A 17,138-nucleotide genomic window follows, 5' to 3' on the forward strand; every position below is an offset into this window, starting at 1 on the left:
TTTAAATATATAATTAAAATTTTAATTGTATTTAGATGTATAAATATTAGTTGGAAATGAAAATAATATATAGAGGAAGCAAAAATCAGATATGAGGTATAAGGAGTGTAACTATGAGCGCGATAACTGATTTTTATCAATTTAAATATAGTAAAAATGATTACTATATAGACTTATTTATAAATAGGGCTGCTTTATATAGTATAGAAGAAGCTTTGGATGAAAGGTTGAGCAATCAATATATAAGTAAGGATGCCCAATGTGCATATATGAGGTTGAAAGAACTATTTCAGTCTTCAAGGTGTAGTAGCGATTCGTTATATGTTGATTTAAGGATTAATAAGTGTTACCTAAAATATATAAAAAATTTATATTATTATTTCAGTGATAGAAAAGAGTATAGCTCTTTAAAAGCATTGAATGATTATTTACAAGTTTTTTTAATTAATGATATAGAAAGTATATCTTCATTTAGTACTTTAAATGAAGACATAAAAGTAAGAGTATTATCTAATGTTTAAAAACTCCACCTACAATGTAGGGGGAGTTTTATTTTAATATAAAAAAGTTAGAATAGAAACAAAAACAAATTTGTAATAAATGGAAATTTTTTTGTCTGTCTTGCATATACTAATTTAAACATGAAAGTTAAAAAAAATAAATTTCATTAAAATATAAAATAAATATAATTAGGAGGATATATATATGGAAAATACTTTGGATTTACTATATCTTGATTATGAAAATGAAATGGAATATGATTACTCACCAGACTATGATATTGAATAAGTGAATATGAAAATGTTATGAATTCATTTTACAGATAAATTAAGTAAGATACAAAATGCAATTTTGCAAAAGGAGATTAATAGTGCTAAATTCAGAACGCAATAACTGAAAGAGTTATCTTAATATATGATAGCTCTTTTTTATTATAAACATAAAAATAGAGTATCTCTAATTGAGATACTCTATAGTTTTTTATTAAAATACTTGTTGCCTTTCTTCAAAGTCATAAACGTCCATTAATGCTTCACCGAATCTTTGATAATGCACTATTTCTCTTTCCCCTAAGAATCTTAAAACATTTATTATATCTACATCATCAGTTAAATTTATAAGATGATAGTAAGTAGCTAAAGCTTTTTGCTCAGCAGCCATATCTTCGTGTAAATCTGTAACAGCATTCCCCATAACAGCTATAGGCGCAGCACTAAAAGGAACTCCATTAGCATCTGTTGGATAGATTCCAAATCCATTTTGAGCATAACTAGATCCAAGCCCTGCAGCTCGAAGTTGTTCTGGTGTTGCATCATAAGTTAACTGATATACCATAGTTGAAATCATTTCAACATGAGCAAGTTCCTCAGTTCCTATATCAGTTAAAAGTGCACGCGATTTTCCTGTTGGCATAGTATATCTTTGACTTAAATATCTTAAAGCGGCTCCAAGTTCTCCATTTGGACCTCCAAATTGAGTAACTAGGTATTTAGCCATTTGTAAATCCCCGTTTTTTAAATTAACAGGGTGTTGTAGTGTTTTTTGATATATCCACATAAATCCTTAATCCTCCCCTATAAAATGATTTAATTATAAAATGCTCTGTCCCAAGGCCAAGGATTATCAACCCATTGCCAAGGATATCTACTTGGTGAATAACCAAAATTAGTTAAAGGACCATATTTACTTTCATAAGCTGTTCTAGCTTGTAAAAGTTGAGTACAAAAATTGTTGTAAGTATTAATAGCTTTTTTATCATCAGGATGATTATCTAAATATAAGTTCATATCTAAAGCTGCAAAACTTAATTCTTGCACTTTATTTAAAAGATCTTGTCTAGATTCTCTTTTCATTATCTTCTACCTCCTGATTGTTTTTTAGGATTAGCGTACAAATTTTTATTATACATCTCAGAATCTAGTAAAAATAATTCTGGAAATATAGTCCCATTTTTAAGCGCAGTAGAAGTATTGTACATTTTCGTAAAAGTTTGATTGTTCACATATGGTCTAACTAAAGAATCCCCACATTCTTTAGCCATGCCTCTGTTTTTATTTTGCATTTATAACCCTCCTTGTCAAATACTAGATAATGTCTATCTATTAACATATTATTCGTACAAGTAAAAATCGTTACAATAAAGTATAAACATATTTAAATATTTCATAACTTTAATTAAAAAAACTATATAATAGATAACAAAAAGTTTAAAATGATTAATTTTATAGAAAATAAAAATAATAATAATATACTATTATTAAAAATTAGTCGATTAATGATAAAATAAATTTATCAATTACTTGAATTTTCAATGATAAATGTGATAAAATAATTTGCATGTTTGCATAAAAATGAGGTGAAAAAATGAGCGAATTAGCAGGAAAAGGTTGTGAAATTATAGTTCCTTTTGATGAGAGACAACCATTAAGAGACATAGAAAGAAGTATAATAAAGAAATATAGAAAGCATTTATGGTCTAAATTTATAAAAGCCATAAGAGATTATAAATTAGTTGAAGAAGGCGATAAAATAGCTGTTGCTATATCTGGAGGAAAAGATAGCTTACTTATGGCTAAGATGTTCCAAGAATTAAAAAGACATGGACAAGTTAACTTTGATTTAGAATTTATAGCAATGGATCCAGGATACCATGAAGATATAAGAAAACTTCTTGTAGATAACTGTGAATATCTAGATATACCTATACATTTATTTGATTCAAGAATATTTGAAATAGCAGATGAAATAGCTAAAGATTATCCATGTTATATGTGTGCAAGAATGAGAAGAGGTGCCCTATATTCTAAAGCTGAAGAGCTAGGATGCAATAAATTAGCATTAGGACATCATTATGATGATGTTATAGAAACTACAATGTTAAATTTATTATGTGCTGGTAACTTTAAAACGATGTTACCTAAATTAAATTCTACTAATTTTGATGGAATTCAAATAATAAGACCATTGTACTATATAAGAGAAGAGCACATAATAAGATTTATACAAAATAGTGGAATATGGCCACTAAATTGTGCATGTATGGTGGCAGCTAAAAAAACAGGAAATAAGAGATATGAAATAAAAGATTTAATAAAAAATCTTGGAGATAACTTTAAAGATGTAGAAAAATCAATATTTAAAGCTGCAGAAAATGTAAATTTAGATTCTGTATTAGGATGGCAAGAAGACGGGAAAAAACACTCTTTTATGGAGAGATATGAATAAATATGAATTATTAAAAACCGATGATATTATATATCATCGGTTTTTAATATATAAATTTATGTAGAAAAATTCTATATTAGAAAAATATATATCAAAAAACTAAATATAAAATGATAAAATATAAGGAGAAGGATTTAGAAGGGGATGGTTTATATTGAAAAAAGTATATATCGATTTTGAAATGAATATGCCAAGTGCTAAAAATAAAAGAGATATGTTAAATGCAGATATAATTGCAATAGGTGCAATACAATATGATACTAATACTGGAAAATTTGATGAATTTAAATCATTAATAAAGCCTGTAAGCAATCAAGATATATATCCTCATATAGAGGAACTAACTCAAATTAGCCAAGAAGATATAGATACAGCGCCTACATATGAGGAGGTTATGAGAAAGTTTAAAAAATGGTTAGGAACATTTTCTGAAATAGAAGGAATATATACATTTGGGAGCTTAGATTTAACTTGTTTTAATAATACAGATAAAAAAAGTGCTCAAAAACACAATCATCCAAGATTTGTAAATAATATTAAAGATCTATTTGTAGATATTAAAGATAAATATTTGAACTATGGAATAAGGTGTATGAACTACGTATCATTGAAAAATTTACTTCAATGTGCAAATGTAGAGTTTGAAGGGGATGCTCATGATCCATTATATGATGCATATAATTTATATGTATTAGACGATGTCTTAGAAAAACATGAAGAAATAAGAGAGATTTTAATTATAAAAGATTTTATAAGACCACCATTTATAAATATAAATGAGAATTTAGAGCTATGCTTTGAAAAATATAAAAATAGTTTTTATGATGAGAAGAATGAATATAATAATGATTATATGTCCATTGAAGTTATAAAAACGGTTGTACTATATTTACATACTCTTCAAAATATCGATATTTATAATATTGAAGCTTTAAAAGATATAAATAGAAAGTTTGATACAATTGATAAAATTAAAGATATAAAAATAGGATATTTTTATTTACTTGAGAATTTATATTTTGATATGAAAGATTTGATTGAAGACTTAATGCTTTATAAATTAAATAGTGATGAATATAACCAAGAACTAAAAAATATACTAAAATTATTTGAAGAAGATTTAAGTTATGAGGGAATAAATTATAGTAATTTTCTACAAGAAAGCTGTTGATGTATTAATATGTCGACAGTTTTTTCTGTTAAAAATAGTTTTAATATAGTAAAATATTGTATAAAGAATTAAAGGTTTGCAATAAGCCAAAGGGGATTTAGTATGAATGTATTAGAAAATAGAAAAAAAATATGTACAAAAAAGAAAGTATCGTTGTTTATAAAAAACATAATGAAAACTAGGGTAAATATAAAAAAAGATTATGCTCAAGGATATTATAAAGAAGACAGATTAGAAAATATAAAAAGCAAGTTAAATGAAATAGAAGAATCAGTTTTAAGCTACAATCAACATAAAAGCTATATTGGAGAAAATCAACTTAGTATAAATATAAAAGAACTTGAAAAAGTATATTGTGATATTATCGAGTAAAGATGAATTATATAATTCATCTTTTTTTGTTTTGTAGAATTATAAAAAATTAAATAAGCATAAAGCAGGACATGTATAAATATAAATTAACATATGTATTTTATAAATCTGGAAGGAGAATGTTAATTATGAAGGTTATAACAGATTATATAATGACAATACTTGGTGTATTTATATTTTTATCTGCTGGTTTTATTCTACTATTAATAATTAAATTTATTATTAACTCTAAGAAGAAGACTCCTAAATCTGATGTAGGCATGAGATGTCAAACAAACAATATTAATATAAATTTATGTGATTATAAAGAGATAAAAAATGATAAACAAATAAATAAAATAAATGGAGAGAAAGTATGTAAATATGATAATGGTGATGTATATAAAGGTGAACTTATAAATGGAAAACGAAATGGATTTGGAATTTGTGTATTTGCAAATAAAGAGAGATATGAAGGTCTTTGGAAAGATGATAAAATGCATAGTGTAGGAAAGTACATATATAATGATGGATCAACTTATAGTGGGGACTTTAAATTCGGTATGATAGAAGGATTAGGTATGTATACATACAAAAATAAGGATATATATAAAGGATATTTTAGAGACAATAAAAAAAACGGTAGAGGCGTATTATATTATAAAGATGGAAGTAAGTATATAGGAGAATGGGAAGATGATTACCAATCAGGGGAAGGCAAATTAATAAAATCTAACGGAGATATTTATGAGGGTCAGTTCAATAGAAGTAAAATAGATGGAAAAGGTGAGTATAAGTATAAAGATGGAAGTAAGTATGTTGGAGAATTTAAAGAAAATGTGTTTCATGGACATGGATGCTACACAGATATACATGGCAATATATATGAAGGCGAATATAAGTATGGGGTTAAGAAAGGTACTGGAATTTTAAAATTTAGAAATAAAGAAGTATATGAAGGAAATTTCAAAGATGATTTATTTGATGGAGTAGGCCAATATAAATACTATGACAATAGCATATATGAAGGAGATTTTAAATCTGGACAAAAAGATGGGATAGGTTCTTATATATGTGATTTTTATAAGTATGTAGGAGAATGGAATAAAAATCAAAAAGGAAAAATAGGAACTTATTATTTAGGATCTAAAGAAATATTAGATGTAGTTATAGAAAATCAGAATATAGTCCAAGGAATATATAAACTAGAAGATGACGAAGAAAAATATTTATTTGATGTAGATATAAGTGGAAATAATGAAGAAAAGGTACTTCTTAATATAAAGCATTATCTTAAGAAGAAAAAGAAGCAATCACCATAATCATTTCAAATATATATAATTAAGTATAGAAAAAATTTGGAGTGATTATTTATGAAAAAGAACCAAGAAGATATGAATGTAAAATTACTTCCTTTTATATTAAATCAAGAAATAAGAGGACCACAATCAAAAGCTCCATATGGAGTGAATATGATAAAAGCTAAGAGTTTATGGGTAGAGGGAACTCAAGGTGAAGGTGTAAAAATAGCTGTAATAGACTCTGGGTGTGATATAAATCACGAGAGTTTAAAAAATAATATAGCAGGGGTTAGGAATTTTACCGATGAAGACGGTAAAAATTCTAATATTGTAACAGATAGAGTTGGACATGGAACTCATGTAGTAGGCACTATTGCAGCAAATGGTGATAACAATACTATATTAGGTGTAGCTCCTAGATCAAGTATATACGTGCTAAAAGCAATAGATCGAACTGGATCTGGAAAATTAAGTTGGGTAGTAAATGCAATATATTATGCAATAAGCTTAAAAGTTGATATTATATCCATGTCATTAGGAATGCCTCAAAGTACGGATAAGCTACAAAAAGCGGTTAAAGAAGCTGTAAATAAAGGAATATCTATAGTTTGTGCTGCAGGAAATGAAGGAGATGGAAATGCTGAGGATTTTGAATATTCATATCCTGCTGCATATGAAGAAGTAATTTCAGTAGGAGCAGTAGATAAAAAGGGAATACCAGCAAATTTTAGTAATGCTAATTTAAATATCGATGTAGTAGCTCCTGGAGTAGATATATTATCAACATATCCTAAAAATCAGTTTGCAATATTAAGTGGAACCAGTATGGCAACTCCTCATGTTACAGGTAGTTTGGCACTACTTAAAAATTGGTCAAAAGAAGAATTTAAAAGAGACTTAAATGAAACTGAATTATATGCTCAATTAATTAAACATACAAAATTACTACAATATAGTAGATCTGTTCAAGGTAATGGATTAGTTTATTTAGAACAAATTAAAATAAAAGGAAAAATAAAATATTAGAAAATAACAAAAATGACCGTATAATAATATTATTATGCGGTCATTTTTCATACAAATTCATTTAAAAAATATGTATATATAATTAAATTTGATTTAATAAAACAAATAAATTTAAATTTTAGTTACAAAAAGGTTACAAAATAAATTGAAATTGTGTATAATTAGAAAAGAATAAAAAATTTAATATATAAATTAACGAAAAATGATATATGGAGTGATGAAATTGATTAAGTTTACTAATGTAGATAAAATCTATGGTGATGGTAACAAATCATTAGATAATATAAATTTAGGTATAAAACAAGGCGAATTTGTATTTTTAGTAGGTCACTCAGGAGCAGGGAAGTCTACTTTACTTAAATTATTAACTAGAGAAGAAAAAGTATCATCAGGAAGAGTATCTGTACTAGGTGAAGAAGTTACAAAGATTAAAATTAATAAAATACATAATTATAGAAGAAAATTAGGTGTTGTTTTCCAAGATTTCAAGCTATTACAGGATAAAACTGTTTTTGAAAATGTAGAGCTAGCAATGAGAGTTGTAGGAGCACCTCCTAAAACAATAAAGCCTAGGGTAATGGAAGTATTACATAAAGTAGGTATTGCAGATAAACATGGAAGGTATCCATCTGAATTATCAGGTGGTGAATGTCAAAGAGTTGGTATAGCAAGAGCTATAGTAAATAAGCCATCTATAATTATAGCTGATGAGTGTACTGGGAATTTAGATATAGATAATTCAGTCGGAATTTTAAATTTATTAAAGGAAATAAACAAAGAAAATGTTACAGTTATAATGGCAACTCATGATACAGAAATATTAAAGCTATTTTCTCCTAGAGTTGTGGAAGTAAAAAATGGAAAAATAATAAGAGATACAAAGAGGGATGCATATGAAGACGGTGTCTAAAATTTTATATAGTTTAAAACAAGGAATAAAAGGTGTTTTTCATAATAAAACTATGAGTTTTATATCAACAATGTCCGTTACGGCATCACTTATAATACTTGGAATAGTTTTAACTATAGTATTAAATATAAATCAATTTATTAATTCAGCTAAAGATGAGATTAATGAGGTAAGAGTAGAAATTAAATCAGACTTAGATGATGATGCTAGAATAGAGCTAAAAACTGAAATGGATGAAATTGAAGGTATAAATAATATAGAATTTAAAACAAAAGAAACATCTTTTAATGAAATGAAAAAAAGCTGGGGAGAAGATGCATATCTTTTAGATGGAGTAGATAATCCATTAGAAGACTGCTATATATTAACAATTGATAACCCAAATGCAATTAAATCAATATCGAATAAAATATTAAAATTTGATGGAGTATTAGATGTTAAGTATCATCAAGATGTAATGCAAAACTTCTTAAATATATCAAATACAGTCATAAAGTTTGGCGGATTACTTATATTAGGATTACTTCTTATATGCTTAGTAATAATATCTAATACTATAAAAAGTCGAGTATACAGTAAAAAAGAAGAAATACAAATAATAAAATATGTTGGAGCTAGTAATAGATTTGTTATAGCACCATTTATAGTTGAAGGTTTCATTATAGGATTTTTAGGTTCAGTTTTATCTATAGGCATTTGTATAGGGATGTATAGCTATATACTTGATAAAATTAGAGAAGTTATAAGTACTATAATGGGAGGGACTGTTTTACCATTAGCAAGTATATCACTATCACTTATATCTGTTTTAGCTATTACAGGTATATTAGTAGGTGTTTTAGGTAGTGCTATATCAGTTAAAAAACACTTAAAAGTATAAACATAGGGGGACGATTGAGTGAAAAAAACAATATCAGTAGTTACTGCATGTACCGTGTTATTTTCTACTAGTTTTATATATGCAAATGAAAATGATACAACAGAATTAGACAACAAGTTAACTCAAAATAGACAAGAGCAAACAACATTAGAAGGTAAAATTAAAAATTTAGATACAAAAATAGTAGAAATCGAAAAAAATATTTCTGAAACTAATAATAAGATAGTAGCATTAGATGCAGAGATAACAAAAGCTAAAGACGAAATAAAAGCTTTAGAAGAAAATATTAAAAAGAACGAAGACGCTTTAGGAAAAAGACTAAAGGCTATAAACGGAAACTACTCTATAGGATATATGAAAGTTATATTTAGTAGTAGTTCAATATCTGATTTCTTTAACAATGTATATGTAGTAAAACAAGTTGTTGAACAAGATAAAGATATCTTAAAAGAGTTAGATTCTAATAAATTAAGTATAGAAGAAAAAGAAAAAGATTTAAACTCTAAGAAATCTGAACAAGAAACACTTAAATCTTCATTAGTAAGAGACAATGAAACTATGCAATCAGATAAAAATGAATTAGAATCATTAAAAAGTGCATTAGAAGCCGAGGAAAATAGTTTAGAAAATGAATTAGAAGAAATAGCTGCTGAAGCTGCAAGACAAGCTGCTATGAACTCAAGTGATGAATTAAGTGGAGCTGTAATATCAAATGGATCTTGGCCAGTACCAGGACATAGTACAATAAGTTCTCCATATGGATACAGACTTCATCCTGTTTTAAATGTACAAAAGATGCACACTGGTATAGATATACCTGCTCCAACAGGAACTCCAGCTGTAGCAACAGATAATGGTACAGTAATATTTTCAGGAACTAAAGGAAGCTATGGTAATACAGTTATGATACAACATGATGATGGAAAAGTATCGCTATATGCACACAATAGTCAATTACTAGTATCGGTAGGGCAAAGAGTTCAAAAAGGACAAGCTGTTACTAAAATTGGATCAACAGGAAGATCAACTGGACCACACTTACATTTTGAAATAAGAATAAATGGTAAGCATACTAATCCAGTTCCGTATATATAAATAAATGAGTAGAATTTTAATTAATACCTGTTATATAATATATAGCAGGTATTTTTAATGTATTAAAAATTATAAAGCATTAAAGTTTGAACAACAGTCTTAAATTATTAATTGATAAAAAGTATAAAACTTAAATATAAATGTATGCAAAAAACTTAACTAAATTATATATTAAGGAGAACAATATGAATGAATATGTAGTTGTAGATTTAGAAACCACAGGGCTAGATCCTTATAAAGGATGTGAAATTATAGAAATAGGTATAACAGAAATTATTAACGACCAAATAGTAAGGAATTATTCAAGGTTCGTAAAGCCTAAAATGTCTATACCATACTTTATAACAGAAATAACTAATATAACAAATGAAATGGTTGAATTCGAAGAAGGAATTGAGTCTGTACTTCCTAGGTTTAGAAAATATATAGGAGATCGAACTATAATAGCACATAATGCTAAATTTGATTTAAAATTTTTAAATTTTTATCTAAATGAACTTGGATTAGATCCTATAAAAAATCATATATGTACTTTAGAGTTATTAAAACAAAACAAATCATATAAAGGTAAAAATAAAAAATTAGAAACTGCATGTGAATATTATAATATAGAAAATAAAAATGCGCATAGAGCAGATAGTGATACATTAGCTACAGCTAAATTATTTTTAAAAATTAAAGATGAAATATAGAATATAGAAAAAACCTTAGATTGTATAATTTAAAACATTATAGTCTAAGGTTTTTTCTATTTATTTAAAAATAGGATATATTTAGTGTTTAAATTAAGATGAGTATCATAGTATATAACAGACTAAAAAATCCTTTTGGGGGGTTGGTACTATGAATTTTATTAATATAAATATATTTATAGATAGAATAGAATTTTATATATTTAATGTTGAAAATAATGAAAAAAGAGTTATTATGAGTGATACTATAGTAATTCCAAAGTCATTTCAAATAGGGGATAAATTAAATTATTTAAGAAAATTTTTAATTATGCTTGTACAAAAGTATAATATAAAAAAATCAAATATAGTAATAGAAGATGCTATTGGAATTGATATTATCGATATAGTTAAGGTTGAGGGGATAGTTGAAGAAGTATTTTCAAATTGTGGGGTGATTATATGCAAATAAGTCCTAAGTTTAATTTAAAAATAATAGAAAAAATACACTCAGAAGGTGTAAATTCTGCATTATATATAGTAGAAGATAGCCAATTAGGATCTAGATTTATTTTAAAACAAATAGATAAGAAAAATTTTAAAGAAGTAGATAAGTACTTTGAAGAATCTAAAAAGGTATATAATTCAAAACATCCAAATATTATATCTATAAATACTGCATCTTACGATGATAAGTATATATATATAACTATGCCATATTATAGAAATGGATCATTATATCATTTATTAGAAAACACCAATCTAACTATAGGGCAAATAATAAAATATTCCTTAGACTTTTTGTCAGCAGTACAATATATTCATAGTAATGGAATGATACATTGTGATATAAAACCTAATAATATATTGATAAGTGATTCTCAAGATGCAGTTTTAACAGATTTTGGATCAGCTCTGTATTTAAATTATCTAGGAAATGCAAGATTAAAAAATGTATACTATAAGCATATTGCACCTGAGCAATGCACTAATTCTATTATAAGTAAAAAAATAGATATATATCAAATAGGAACAACTTTGTATAGAATGTGCAATGGTAATGAAGAGTATAATAAACAAGCTAAAAGATACAAAGATTTGAATAGTTTAAAAATAGCTTGTGCAAAAGGTAAATTTCCAATAAGAAAAAAATATATGCCTCATATTCCGAAATCAATGATATCTATAATAGAAAAGTGTTTGATGGTAAATCCTCAGGATAGGTATGATAATGTATTACAAATTATGAATGACTTATCTGACATAACTGAAAATTTAGATTGGCATTATGATAAAAGAGATAGTAACTATTTTACATGGTCTTTGGATAATGGTCAAAAAAATATACAAATAGCTTTATATAAAGAAAATGATAGTTGGAATATTATAAATGACGATAAAATGATACCTTTTATAGAAAGCAAAGCAAAAGGATACAAAGAGGTAAGATCTATTATAAAAAATTATGAAAAAAAATAACCTTACTTCAATCCGATCAAGTAAGGTTATTAAAGGGGTAAAATATATTATAAAAAGGGGTTTATTAGGGAATATATTTTATTTGGGGAGTAAATAATCGGTTATTAGGGGAATAACCTTGTATTTATAATAACAAAATTCGACAAGAAAAGCAAGGAAAAAACAAAAAAATATAAAAAAATTTTTCTTAAAATAAAATTTAAATAAATCTTGTAAAAAATATACTTAAAAAATGAATGAAAATTTTTCCTATGCACAAAATAAAGAAAAGTGCGTAGGAGGTAAAAATGAAAAAAATTAAATTAATAGCTGCATTTACATTAATAATTATAGTTTGTACAACAACTAATTCTATATGCCTAGATAATCAATATAATTATGGTAATGATATATGGATAAACAATATGAGCGATAATGATCTAAAAGTAACTATAGAAAATGTAGATTTAAGAAAAGAAAAGATTAATGTGGGAAAAAATTATGATGCTTCAGCTATTATCACAATGAAAGTATCTAATAATGGGAAATATGACGTTGAATTATCAAATATAGATATTTATCCATATCAAGGTGGCAAAGAAACCAAATATTTTGTAAGTACAGGAAAAGAAAATATTACAGGTTTTATAGGAAATATAAAAAGTGGTGAAAGTACAACCATTAAAATGGGTGTAACTTTATTTAATGCAATTGATCCTATAAAATTAGAAATGACTAATATAGAAGATATAACTAATGAAAAAGTAGTAAAAACAATAAATATAAAGTAAACAAAAAAAGAAAAGCATATGCTTTTCTTTTTTTATGTATTATTCTGGTTGAGGAGCATCTACTGGACAGACACTGTTACAAGTACCACATTCTATACATATTTCAGGGTCTATAACGTATTTGTCATCTCCTGCAGATATACAGCTAACTGGACATTCAGGTTCACAAGCCCCACAGCTTATACATGCATCGTTTATTTTATATGCCATTTTAAAGTCCTCCTTAAATTGAATTCATATTATATAATACCCAAAAAAATACTTTTTTATCACAAAATTATAAAAAAATTTTAATGTGTTTATTTAAATGCCTTTGGAGATTATAAAATATAAGAAAAATAAAAAATATAAATTTTAAATCGAGTTAAAAATGTAAAAAAATACATATAATCCCATAAATTTAATCTTACAAATTTGTTCTTTGATTTATTTTGTATAACAATGTATAATTATTCTATAAAAAAAGGAGGCTTACATGAGTTATTACAATGATGATCAAAATAAAATAAGGCGAAGAAAAGTAAGCACTAATGTAGAGCATGCTCAAATTTCAAAGCCAAATAATTTGGATGGTAGAAGTAAAGTTAATAATATAAACAGAGAAAAAATACCAGTGGATAGGTCTAAAGCAATTAGTGAAGGCTCAAAAAAATCTACTAGTAGAAAACAAAGGAAAGTTGAAAATAGAAAAAAATCAGCCAGAGCTTTAAGTAAGAAACTTTTAGTACTTATGTTAGTTGTATTGGTACTAACATCTGCGGTTGGTTCGGTATTTATACTTACAGCATTAAAAGGATCTGAAAGAGTAGATATGGCATTATTAGAATCAAAATATATAAGTAGTGAAGTTGTAAGTAATGATCAGATCCCTAAGTATTTAAAAGATGCTGTAGTTTCAATAGAAGATGAAAGGTTTTATAAACATAATGGAGTGGATGAGATTTCATTATTAAGATCAGTAGTTCATAATGTACTATCTAATAGTACTCAAGGCGGCAGTACTATAGAAATGCAAATTTCAAAAAACCTACTTACTGATGATGATAAAACTATAAAAAGAAAGATAAGAGACATATATAATGCTACTTCTATGGATAAAAATATGACCAAAGACGATATATTAGGAGTATATTTAAATAATATTTATTTAGGAAAATCATCATACGGAGTAGGTAAAGGTTCTAAAGTTTACTTTGGAAAAAATGTAAGTGAATTAAGCTTAGCTCAATGTGCTATGCTTGCAGGTATAACTAACAACCCTGCAAGATATAGTGAACATAGAGAAGCTAAAAGAAGACAAGAAACTATATTATATAAAATGAATGAACTTGGATATATAAATGATGTAGAGTATAAAAATGCTTTATCTGAAGAAGTACCATTCAAGTCTGAAATAAAATAAAGAGGTGTAAAATGAACGAATATAAATTTAATTATGAAGAAAAAGAATATATATTATCTCAAAAAAATTGTAGCGATATAATTAATGATGAAGAAAAGCCAGTAAAAGGAACTTCATTAGATAAAATATTAAATATATTAAATGAATCTGATGATATTGACTTTGATATAGAATATTATCAAGAAGCTTGCCCAGAATGTTTAGCAGGGGTTAAAGAAAAGCAAAAATTCTTTGGTTTTTTAGAATATCATTTTTATATATTTACTAAAAATGGAGAGTATGTAATTAGTGATATCGATAATGATTATCAAGGATTATCTTTTAATAAATTATCAAGAAGTGGTAAGGTAGATGATAGTTATATAGTTAGTATTATAGTTTGTGAAAACTGTCAAGATTATATAGTTCAAATTGAAAATTGTATAGTATAAAATAAAAAAAGCTATCTATTTTAAGATAGCTTTTTTATATATTAAGGTATTATAAATTATCTGGTTTGTAGATAAGTTATAATACCAACTGCTAGGCTTGAGCAACTGACCTGTTTTTTAGGTCGTTGGCGACAGAAAGTGTAGCGCCCACGCAGTGGCTTAAGCTAAGCGACTTTTTTATTTTAAATTATTAAAAAGGAAAAGTAGAAAAAACGGCTTCTACTTCAGCTATTATTTTCACTACACCTGGAGCAATATCTTGATAATAACTATTAGAGCTAGAAGAATATGTAATAGCATAAACAGGTGAGCTTAATTCTGTTATTTTATTAGGTATTGGATTATATTTAACATTAAAGCTCTTAGCTAATAAACCTGCTTTATTTAGCGCATCTTGGGTAGCTTTTTTTAGTGCACGATTATAATATTGAGTTGGATTAGAAAGAACAAAATCAACATTGATTTCATCGTTAGCTCCATTTTCTATAATTAAAGAATAAACATCACCAAGTTTATTAAAATCATCTAGAAGAACACTTATAACATTAGTAACTTTATATGATAAAAAAGTATTGTTGCTTAAATTATAATTTTTACTCACAGATAAATTTTCACTATGAATATTTTCTTCAGCAATTCCATAATCTTCTAAGCTCATCAGAACTCTATCTGTAATTTCTTTATTTTTATCTTGAGCTTCCTCTAAACTTATATTATCAGTAGAAATTTTTACTTTTAATCTAGCCATATCCGAATTTACTTCTATATAGCCTGTGCCATGAACAGATAAAGAGCCTTTATCTGTTGGCATATACATATTATTATTTCTAAATTGCATTTACATCAACTCCCTAAAATTTATAGTAATCAATAAATTATATTATAAAAAATTGAAATTTATGAAATTATCAGATAATATATAAATGATTAACAAAGAAATTGTAGTGTGTTATAATACTATTGGGAAAACATTAACACGGACATTTCAAAAATCAACTCGCAAAAAGATAAAACATTATACTAGGGGTGATGATATGAGTCAAAGTATGGCGGCTAAACATTCAATATGGCCAAGAGAAAAAGATATAATATTTAATTTATCAGCAAGAGCACAACAAGCAGAGAAAGAATTAGGAACAAATAATGTAATAAATGCTACTATAGGTGCTCTTATGGATGATGAAGGTAAGTTAATAACTATGGACACTGTTTATGATGAATATAAATCATTAGATAATAAAGATATATCAGCATATGCAGCGCTTGAAGGTCAACCTGATTATCTTGAAGCAGTTAAAAAAGTATGCTTCAAAGATTATCTTCCAGAAGGATATATAAAGGCAGTCGCATCTCCAGGTGGAAGCGGTGCTATAAAATTAGCTGCTTGGAACTATACAGAAGAAGGAGATGAAGTGTTAACATCAGATTGGTTCTGGAGTCCTTATGTAAGTATAACAGAGGAAATCGGAAGAAAAGTAACTACATATAAGTTATTTGACGAACAAAATAACTTCAACTTTAATTCATTTAAAGAAAGTTTTTTAAATATAGCTAGTAAGCAAGAAAGAATATTTACTATTTTAAATACACCAGCACATAACCCAACTGGATATAGTATTCCAGATGAAGAGTGGGACAAGATAATAGATTTAGCTAAAGAAGTATCTAAAAATCCAGATAAAAAAATAATTTTCTTTGTAGATATAGCTTATATAGATTTTGCAAGCGATGATAATGCTAGTAGAAAATTCTTTAAAAAATTCTCGAATCTTCCTGAAAATGTACTTACAATAGTAGGATTTAGTATGTCAAAAGGATTTACTGCTTACGGAATGAGAATGGGATCTGCAATATGTATAACTTCAAGTGAAAATGTTTCTGAAGAATTCTATTATGCTTGTGTACATTCATGTAGAGCAAACTGGTCAAACTGTAATAGAGGAGCAATGAAGTTACTTTCTAATATAGTTAATGACGAGGCTAAATTTAAAGCATATACTGAAGAAAAAAATAAACATAAACAAATGTTAAGAAGAAGAGCTGATGTATTTGTTAAAGAAGCTGAAAAAGTAGGATTAGATATACTTCCTTACAGAGATGGATTCTTTGTTAGTATACCATGCGAAAATTCAAGAGCTGTATGTGAAGAATTAACTAAAGATAATTTATTCATGGTGCCATTAAAAGCAGGACTTAGATTTGCTGTATGTGCAGTAAATGAGGATAAATGTAAAATTGCTCCTAGCATGATAAAAAATGCTCTTGAGTATATAAAAAGCAAAGATTTAGCAGAAGTTAAGTAAATAAAAAATAGGTCTATTTTAAAGTAGACCTATTTTCAAAAATAAAATGACCACATAGTTAATGCATTTTGAGTAATATATGTAGCCCAAGTGAGAATGAGGGTGGCATAGTTAGCGACATAA

General features: G+C 26.5%; 21 protein-coding genes. 16 read left to right on the top strand and 5 right to left on the bottom strand.

Annotated features, from left to right (window positions below; translation table 11 throughout):
- The first annotated feature begins 113 nt into the window (after window positions 1–113).
- A complete protein-coding gene (locus tag BLP75_RS09290; protein ID WP_092725536.1) occupies window positions 114–521 on the top strand; it encodes a hypothetical protein in 408 nt (135 codons plus the stop codon).
- 463 nt (window positions 522–984) lie between these two features.
- Here the strand turns inward: BLP75_RS09290 and BLP75_RS09295 are convergent, their stop codons facing one another.
- Genes BLP75_RS09295 through BLP75_RS09305 form a run of 3 tightly spaced genes read right to left on the bottom strand, consistent with a single transcriptional unit; the run spans window position 985 to window position 2,062 of the window.
- Window positions 985–1,557, bottom strand: a complete 573-nt coding sequence (locus tag BLP75_RS09295) for a manganese catalase family protein (protein WP_092725537.1) — start codon at window positions 1,555–1,557, stop codon at window positions 985–987.
- A 29-nt stretch (window positions 1,558–1,586) separates the two neighbouring features.
- The gene (locus BLP75_RS09300) at window positions 1,587–1,853 is read right to left on the bottom strand and encodes a spore coat protein CotJB (RefSeq protein WP_092725538.1); all 267 of its coding nucleotides are present in this window, start codon (window positions 1,851–1,853) and stop codon (window positions 1,587–1,589) included.
- Complete coding sequence (locus tag BLP75_RS09305; RefSeq protein WP_092725539.1) at window positions 1,853–2,062, bottom strand: spore coat associated protein CotJA; 210 nt, start codon at window positions 2,060–2,062, stop codon at window positions 1,853–1,855. Before BLP75_RS09305 ends, BLP75_RS09300 begins: the two co-directional genes overlap by 1 nt.
- Before the next feature lie 302 nt (window positions 2,063–2,364).
- Here BLP75_RS09305 and BLP75_RS09310 point away from each other — a divergent pair, with 302 nt between their 5' ends.
- From BLP75_RS09310 to BLP75_RS09365, 12 genes are all read left to right on the top strand, one after another.
- Complete coding sequence (locus BLP75_RS09310; RefSeq protein WP_092725540.1) at window positions 2,365–3,225, top strand: tRNA 2-thiocytidine biosynthesis TtcA family protein; 861 nt, start codon at window positions 2,365–2,367, stop codon at window positions 3,223–3,225.
- A gap of 154 nt (window positions 3,226–3,379) precedes the next feature.
- Entirely contained in the window at window positions 3,380–4,396 is a 1,017-nt protein-coding gene (locus BLP75_RS09315; RefSeq protein WP_092725541.1) for a 3'-5' exonuclease, read from the top strand.
- 102 nt (window positions 4,397–4,498) lie between these two features.
- Window positions 4,499–4,768 carry a hypothetical protein gene (locus tag BLP75_RS09320; RefSeq protein WP_092725542.1) on the top strand — a complete coding sequence of 90 codons (270 nt, stop codon included), beginning with the start codon at window positions 4,499–4,501 and terminating at the stop codon, window positions 4,766–4,768.
- 128 nt (window positions 4,769–4,896) lie between these two features.
- Window positions 4,897–6,069 carry an MORN repeat-containing protein gene (locus BLP75_RS17995; RefSeq protein ID WP_139149833.1) on the top strand — a complete coding sequence of 391 codons (1,173 nt, stop codon included), beginning with the start codon at window positions 4,897–4,899 and terminating at the stop codon, window positions 6,067–6,069.
- A 51-nt stretch (window positions 6,070–6,120) separates the two neighbouring features.
- Complete coding sequence (locus tag BLP75_RS09330) at window positions 6,121–7,074, top strand: S8 family peptidase (RefSeq protein WP_092725543.1); 954 nt, start codon at window positions 6,121–6,123, stop codon at window positions 7,072–7,074.
- A 223-nt stretch (window positions 7,075–7,297) separates the two neighbouring features.
- Complete coding sequence (locus BLP75_RS09335; protein ID WP_092725544.1) at window positions 7,298–7,984, top strand: cell division ATP-binding protein FtsE; 687 nt, start codon at window positions 7,298–7,300, stop codon at window positions 7,982–7,984.
- Window positions 7,968–8,864 (top strand): permease-like cell division protein FtsX, encoded by an 897-nt coding sequence (gene ftsX / locus BLP75_RS09340; protein ID WP_170139059.1) that lies wholly within the window; start codon window positions 7,968–7,970, stop codon window positions 8,862–8,864. Before BLP75_RS09335 ends, ftsX begins: the two co-directional genes overlap by 17 nt.
- Window positions 8,865–8,882: 18 nt before the next feature.
- Complete coding sequence (locus BLP75_RS09345; RefSeq protein WP_092725546.1) at window positions 8,883–9,959, top strand: murein hydrolase activator EnvC family protein; 1,077 nt, start codon at window positions 8,883–8,885, stop codon at window positions 9,957–9,959.
- A 185-nt stretch (window positions 9,960–10,144) separates the two neighbouring features.
- Window positions 10,145–10,651 carry a 3'-5' exonuclease gene (locus tag BLP75_RS09350; protein WP_092725547.1) on the top strand — a complete coding sequence of 169 codons (507 nt, stop codon included), beginning with the start codon at window positions 10,145–10,147 and terminating at the stop codon, window positions 10,649–10,651.
- Between the two features lie 151 nt (window positions 10,652–10,802).
- Complete coding sequence (locus tag BLP75_RS09355; RefSeq protein ID WP_092725548.1) at window positions 10,803–11,102, top strand: hypothetical protein; 300 nt, start codon at window positions 10,803–10,805, stop codon at window positions 11,100–11,102.
- Window positions 11,093–12,109 carry a serine/threonine-protein kinase gene (locus BLP75_RS09360; protein WP_092725549.1) on the top strand — a complete coding sequence of 339 codons (1,017 nt, stop codon included), beginning with the start codon at window positions 11,093–11,095 and terminating at the stop codon, window positions 12,107–12,109. Before BLP75_RS09355 ends, BLP75_RS09360 begins: the two co-directional genes overlap by 10 nt.
- 287 nt (window positions 12,110–12,396) lie before the next feature.
- Complete coding sequence (locus BLP75_RS09365) at window positions 12,397–12,879, top strand: hypothetical protein (protein WP_092725550.1); 483 nt, start codon at window positions 12,397–12,399, stop codon at window positions 12,877–12,879.
- Between the two features lie 39 nt (window positions 12,880–12,918).
- On the opposite strand, the gene BLP75_RS09370 is transcribed toward BLP75_RS09365, so the two are convergent.
- On the bottom strand, window positions 12,919–13,089 hold the full coding sequence (locus tag BLP75_RS09370; protein WP_092725551.1) for a 4Fe-4S binding protein: 171 nt from the start codon (window positions 13,087–13,089) through the stop codon (window positions 12,919–12,921).
- Window positions 13,090–13,354: 265 nt separating this feature from the next.
- On the opposite strand from BLP75_RS09370, the gene BLP75_RS09375 reads away from it, so the two are divergent.
- Window positions 13,355–14,281, top strand: a complete 927-nt coding sequence (locus BLP75_RS09375) for a biosynthetic peptidoglycan transglycosylase (protein WP_092725552.1) — start codon at window positions 13,355–13,357, stop codon at window positions 14,279–14,281.
- Between the two features lie 11 nt (window positions 14,282–14,292).
- The gene (locus tag BLP75_RS09380) at window positions 14,293–14,712 is read left to right on the top strand and encodes a DUF3785 domain-containing protein (protein ID WP_092725553.1); all 420 of its coding nucleotides are present in this window, start codon (window positions 14,293–14,295) and stop codon (window positions 14,710–14,712) included.
- 190 nt (window positions 14,713–14,902) lie between these two features.
- Here the strand turns inward: BLP75_RS09380 and BLP75_RS09385 are convergent, their stop codons facing one another.
- A complete protein-coding gene (locus BLP75_RS09385; protein ID WP_092725554.1) occupies window positions 14,903–15,550 on the bottom strand; it encodes an SIMPL domain-containing protein in 648 nt (215 codons plus the stop codon).
- 196 nt (window positions 15,551–15,746) lie between these two features.
- Here BLP75_RS09385 and BLP75_RS09390 point away from each other — a divergent pair, with 196 nt between their 5' ends.
- Complete coding sequence (locus tag BLP75_RS09390; RefSeq protein ID WP_092725555.1) at window positions 15,747–17,015, top strand: pyridoxal phosphate-dependent aminotransferase; 1,269 nt, start codon at window positions 15,747–15,749, stop codon at window positions 17,013–17,015.
- Window positions 17,016–17,138: the final 123 nt, after the last annotated feature.

The sequence above is a fragment of the Romboutsia lituseburensis DSM 797 genome, assembly GCF_900103615.1.
GTDB classification, from domain to species: domain Bacteria; phylum Bacillota; class Clostridia; order Peptostreptococcales; family Peptostreptococcaceae; genus Romboutsia_F; species Romboutsia_F lituseburensis.

Coding starts and splice junctions, on each gene's coding strand:
- BLP75_RS09385 (WP_092725554.1), bottom strand. CDS start 15,550: ATGCAATTTAGAAATAATAATATGTATATGCCAACAGATAAAGGCTCT.
- BLP75_RS09360 (WP_092725549.1), top strand. CDS start 11,093: ATGCAAATAAGTCCTAAGTTTAATTTAAAAATAATAGAAAAAATACAC.
- BLP75_RS09320 (WP_092725542.1), top strand. CDS start 4,499: ATGAATGTATTAGAAAATAGAAAAAAAATATGTACAAAAAAGAAAGTA.
- ftsX (WP_170139059.1), top strand. CDS start 7,968: ATGAAGACGGTGTCTAAAATTTTATATAGTTTAAAACAAGGAATAAAA.
- BLP75_RS09330 (WP_092725543.1), top strand. CDS start 6,121: ATGAAAAAGAACCAAGAAGATATGAATGTAAAATTACTTCCTTTTATA.
- BLP75_RS09370 (WP_092725551.1), bottom strand. CDS start 13,089: ATGGCATATAAAATAAACGATGCATGTATAAGCTGTGGGGCTTGTGAA.
- BLP75_RS17995 (WP_139149833.1), top strand. CDS start 4,897: ATGAAGGTTATAACAGATTATATAATGACAATACTTGGTGTATTTATA.
- BLP75_RS09380 (WP_092725553.1), top strand. CDS start 14,293: ATGAACGAATATAAATTTAATTATGAAGAAAAAGAATATATATTATCT.
- BLP75_RS09350 (WP_092725547.1), top strand. CDS start 10,145: ATGAATGAATATGTAGTTGTAGATTTAGAAACCACAGGGCTAGATCCT.
- BLP75_RS09290 (WP_092725536.1), top strand. CDS start 114: ATGAGCGCGATAACTGATTTTTATCAATTTAAATATAGTAAAAATGAT.
- BLP75_RS09365 (WP_092725550.1), top strand. CDS start 12,397: ATGAAAAAAATTAAATTAATAGCTGCATTTACATTAATAATTATAGTT.
- BLP75_RS09300 (WP_092725538.1), bottom strand. CDS start 1,853: ATGAAAAGAGAATCTAGACAAGATCTTTTAAATAAAGTGCAAGAATTA.
- BLP75_RS09295 (WP_092725537.1), bottom strand. CDS start 1,557: ATGTGGATATATCAAAAAACACTACAACACCCTGTTAATTTAAAAAAC.
- BLP75_RS09355 (WP_092725548.1), top strand. CDS start 10,803: ATGAATTTTATTAATATAAATATATTTATAGATAGAATAGAATTTTAT.
- BLP75_RS09310 (WP_092725540.1), top strand. CDS start 2,365: ATGAGCGAATTAGCAGGAAAAGGTTGTGAAATTATAGTTCCTTTTGAT.
- BLP75_RS09305 (WP_092725539.1), bottom strand. CDS start 2,062: ATGCAAAATAAAAACAGAGGCATGGCTAAAGAATGTGGGGATTCTTTA.
- BLP75_RS09390 (WP_092725555.1), top strand. CDS start 15,747: ATGAGTCAAAGTATGGCGGCTAAACATTCAATATGGCCAAGAGAAAAA.
- BLP75_RS09375 (WP_092725552.1), top strand. CDS start 13,355: ATGAGTTATTACAATGATGATCAAAATAAAATAAGGCGAAGAAAAGTA.